The organism is Stenotrophomonas sp. P5_A8 (assembly GCF_056400545.1).
This window is the reverse complement of record NZ_JBFULB010000390.1, coordinates 1-3,345: the sequence shown is the minus strand read 5'-3', so window position 1 is coordinate 3,345 and position 3,345 is coordinate 1. Positions and strand designations below refer to the sequence as shown.

5 protein-coding genes are annotated in these 3,345 nt (G+C 64.4%); 2 read left to right on the top strand and 3 right to left on the bottom strand.

Going from position 1 to position 3,345, the window contains the following annotated elements; genetic code table 11:
- Positions 1–164: 164 nt before the first annotated feature.
- Genes AC1DQP_RS18475 through AC1DQP_RS18465 form a run of 3 tightly spaced genes read right to left on the bottom strand, consistent with a single transcriptional unit; the run spans position 165 to position 1,656 of the window.
- The gene (locus tag AC1DQP_RS18475) at positions 165–1,040 is read right to left on the bottom strand and encodes an ABC transporter ATP-binding protein (protein WP_478052201.1); all 876 of its coding nucleotides are present in this window, start codon (positions 1,038–1,040) and stop codon (positions 165–167) included.
- A complete protein-coding gene (locus tag AC1DQP_RS18470) occupies positions 1,037–1,399 on the bottom strand; it encodes a GntR family transcriptional regulator (protein WP_019185943.1) in 363 nt (120 codons plus the stop codon). Before AC1DQP_RS18470 ends, AC1DQP_RS18475 begins: the two co-directional genes overlap by 4 nt.
- Before the next feature lie 2 nt (positions 1,400–1,401).
- Entirely contained in the window at positions 1,402–1,656 is a 255-nt protein-coding gene (locus tag AC1DQP_RS18465; protein ID WP_457319869.1) for a hypothetical protein, read from the bottom strand.
- A gap of 475 nt (positions 1,657–2,131) precedes the next feature.
- On the opposite strand from AC1DQP_RS18465, the gene AC1DQP_RS18460 reads away from it, so the two are divergent.
- Positions 2,132–2,740 (top strand): glutathione peroxidase, encoded by a 609-nt coding sequence (locus tag AC1DQP_RS18460; RefSeq protein ID WP_478052200.1) that lies wholly within the window; start codon positions 2,132–2,134, stop codon positions 2,738–2,740.
- An 84-nt stretch (positions 2,741–2,824) separates the two neighbouring features.
- The coding region (locus tag AC1DQP_RS18455) for an FKBP-type peptidyl-prolyl cis-trans isomerase N-terminal domain-containing protein (protein ID WP_478052199.1) at positions 2,825–3,345 on the top strand (521 nt) is incomplete at its 3' end.

The window sequence follows — 3,345 nt, the reverse complement described above, 5'->3', positions numbered from 1 at the left end:
GTTCATGGCCAGCAGACCGAACAGGATGCCGACAAGACTCATCACCAGCGAAATGGCACCGGCAATCAACGGCGCGTACAGGAACCCGCCGCGGTTCTCCCAGTATTCGCGCTTGAGCATCCACTTGAAGGTACTGGCCTTGCTGATGGGATGGTGGACGGTGTTCATGCGTAGGTTCCCTTCATGATGGCCACGAACAGGTCCGCCAGCCCCGGGCTGCGGATCTCGCCCAGGGGCGTGAGCTGGGCGCGTGGCACCCCGTCGAACAACAGCACGGTCTTGCCGAACGGCAGGGCGCGCTCATCGATCGGCTGCAACGCGCGCGCCGCCTCCAGTGCATCGGCCGACACCAGCACTTCGCTGTAGCGGTCGCCGATGTCTTCCATGTCGGTGGTCAGCACGATGCGACCGTCGCGGATGAACATGACATCGGTGAGGATGTGCTCGATCTCTTCCACCTGGTGGGTGGTGACGATGATGGYCTTCTGCTCGTCGAAGTAATCTTCCAGCAGGCGCTGGTAGAACTCCTTGCGGTACAGGATGTCCAGGCCGAGGGTGGGCTCGTCGAGTACCAGCACCTTGGCGTCGATGGCCATCACCAGTGCCAGGTGCAGCTGCACGATCATGCCCTTGGACAGTTCACGCACGCGCTGCCTGGGCTGCAGCTTGGTCGAGGCCAGGAAGCGTTCGCAACGGGCACGGTCGAAGCGCGGATGCACGCCGGCGACGAAATCGATCGCCTCGCGCACCTTCATCCAGCGCGGCAGCACCGCCACGTCGGCGATGAAGCACACATCGTTCATCAGTGCGTTGCGCTGCACGGCCGGGTCCAGCCCGAGCACCTGCAGCTCGCCTTCCACCGTGGTCAAGCCAAGCAGCGCCTTGAGCAGGGTGGTCTTGCCGGCGCCGTTGGGGCCGATCAGGCCGGTGATCCGGCCCGGGGCGATGGTGAAGCTGGTGTTGTCCAGCGCCACGGTCTGTTTATAGGCCTTGCGCAGGCCGCGGGCGGAGATGACGACATCACTTGCAACAGCATTCATGAGGATTTCCCCTGGGGCAGCAATTCGTCGAGGTTCAGGCCCAGGCGTTGGATGCGCTCCAGCACCAGCGGCCATTCTTCATTGAGGAACCGGTCGCGCTCGCTGCTGCGCAGCTGCGTGGCCGCTTCTTCGGTCATGAACATACCCAGCCCGCGGCGCTTCTCGACCAGGCCTTCGTCAGCCAGTTCCTGGTAAGCGCGCGATACGGTGATGGGGTTGAGCTGGTACTCGGCGGCAACCTGCCGGACCGAGGGCAGGGCGTCGCCAGGCTTGATGATGCCGTCAAGCATCATGGCGATCACGCGTTCCTTCAGCTGACGGTAGATCGGAGCGCCATCGCTCCATTGGATATCGCTCATGGTCAGCTCCGTGGGTTCAGCGACTGTGCGAATGAGAAGTAAGGCATGGACAGGGAGCTGTGCAGCCGGCGGGGAGGCGTAGGGGCGCCGTTGGCGGTCCCTGCCTCGATGACACCTGCGTCCTGCGGGCTTTCAAACGCACCGGAGGCGGCGGTCGTGCCGACCTCGCTGGGAGGGGCACCCAGCCAGCCGAGCAGCAGCAGCGCGGAGGCGGCGGTGACGGCTTTGGCGGACTGGTGGCGGCGCATGCGATTCATGGGCTTCCCCTGCATCAGGTGACTGGTGTTGTATGCAACTATAACACCGGCACGCCGGAGCGCAACAGGTTGTGGTCCCCAACTGATGGCAGGGGTGTGACAACGCCGGGTGCGTCCACTCAAGTTGTTGATTGGAAAAGGATTCAAAGGGGTGTCTGTGGTGGGGAGGGGTGCGTCTTCATTCAGCCAGGTCAATGGTAGGTCAGCCCATGTGGCTATTCAGGTGAACGCCGGAGAGACCGGGGAGGCGCCGAGTAACGCCGCCAAAGTCGGCAAGGTCGTCAATTGCTCCTGTCGAAACCATCACTTTTACTCATAGGCGGCCCCGCCACGGCGCTGTCGCGCGGCGTGGCGCGCAAGCTCGCCCAGGCGCAAAAGTGCCGGTGATATAGTGGGAAACGGCCCATTGACGGCATTCTGCTCCGCCGTGTCAGGCACGTTTTCCCCTCGTCCGCCCTTTTCGTGGAGTGTTGCAATGCGCCAGACCCGTTCCGTGCCATCCCCGCGCCGCGCCAGCCTTGGTCGCGCCCGCCGCTGGGGCGCAACGCTGCTGCTGGGCGGGCTGCTGGCCACTGCCGGCGCCCACGCCGCCGACCTGTTGGACCTGAGCTATCGGCCGCTGGCAGGCAAGGCCGACGTCAACCTGCAGAAGCAGTACGGTGGCAAGGTGCTGCTGGTGGTCAATACGGCCAGCAAGTGCGGTTTCACCCCGCAGTACGAGGGCCTCGAGGCGCTGCAGCAGAAGTATGCGGCGCGCGGTTTCTCGGTGCTGGGCTTCCCGTCCAACGACTTCAAGGGGCAGGAGCCGGGTAGCGAGGCGCAGATCCAGGAATTCTGCACGCTGACCTACGGGGTCAAGTTCCCGATGTTCCAGAAGGTGCAGGTCACCGGGCCGGACGCTACGCCGCTGTACCAGCGCCTGGCCGCCGCTACCGGCGTCGAGCCGGGCTGGAATTTCCACAAATATCTGGTGTCGCGCGATGGTCGGGTAGTCGGGCAGTTCCCCAGCAAGGTCAAGCCGGACGACAAGGCGCTGGTCGCGGCGATCGAACGTGAGCTGTCCGTCACGGCTGCAAAGCGCTGACGTCCTCGACATCTCGCATGTGCGTGCGACAATGATCGCTTTCGCGCCGACGTCGGCGTCCAGTCACTTCCAGGAAAGCAGCGAATGAAGATGGGAATGCGCGGCGCCGCGGCGTCGGTTCTGATTCTGGCGATGGGTGCCACCGGTACCGTGATGTCGCAACAACCGGCCGCGCGTGCGGCCGTCAAGGAGACCTCCGCTTTGAACTCCCAACGGGAAAAGCTCGGCTACGCCATCGGCATCGATGTGGCCAACTCGTTCGCCCCGATCTCCAGCGAGATCGATCTGGTGGCACTGCGTCGCGCCATCACCAATGCCTTCGAAGGCAAGCAGCCGCTGATCAGCCAGGAAGAAGCGCAGAAGACCGACGGCGCGCTGCGCCAGGCGATGGCCGCCAAAAGTGGCCAGCCGGTGCCGGGCGTGGCCCCGGGTACCCCGGCGMCGAAGGTGGACCGTGAAAAGGTCGGCCTGATGCTGGGCAGCTACGCCGTTGGCCCGTCGCTGGCGCCGCTGAAGGACGATCTGGACCTGGATGCGCTGTTCGACGCGATCGGTACCACCTTCAACAAGGGCACCGCCAAGATGACCCCGGAGCAGGCCAAGGC

What these genes read in the sequence shown, in the direction of transcription:
- AC1DQP_RS18470 (WP_019185943.1), bottom strand. Translation starts at nt 1,399, where the DNA reads ATGAGCGATATCCAATGGAGCGATGGCGCTCCGATCTACCGTCAGCTG.
- AC1DQP_RS18465 (WP_457319869.1), bottom strand. Translation starts at nt 1,656, where the DNA reads ATGAATCGCATGCGCCGCCACCAGTCCGCCAAAGCCGTCACCGCCGCC.
- AC1DQP_RS18460 (WP_478052200.1), top strand. Translation starts at nt 2,132, where the DNA reads ATGCGCCAGACCCGTTCCGTGCCATCCCCGCGCCGCGCCAGCCTTGGT.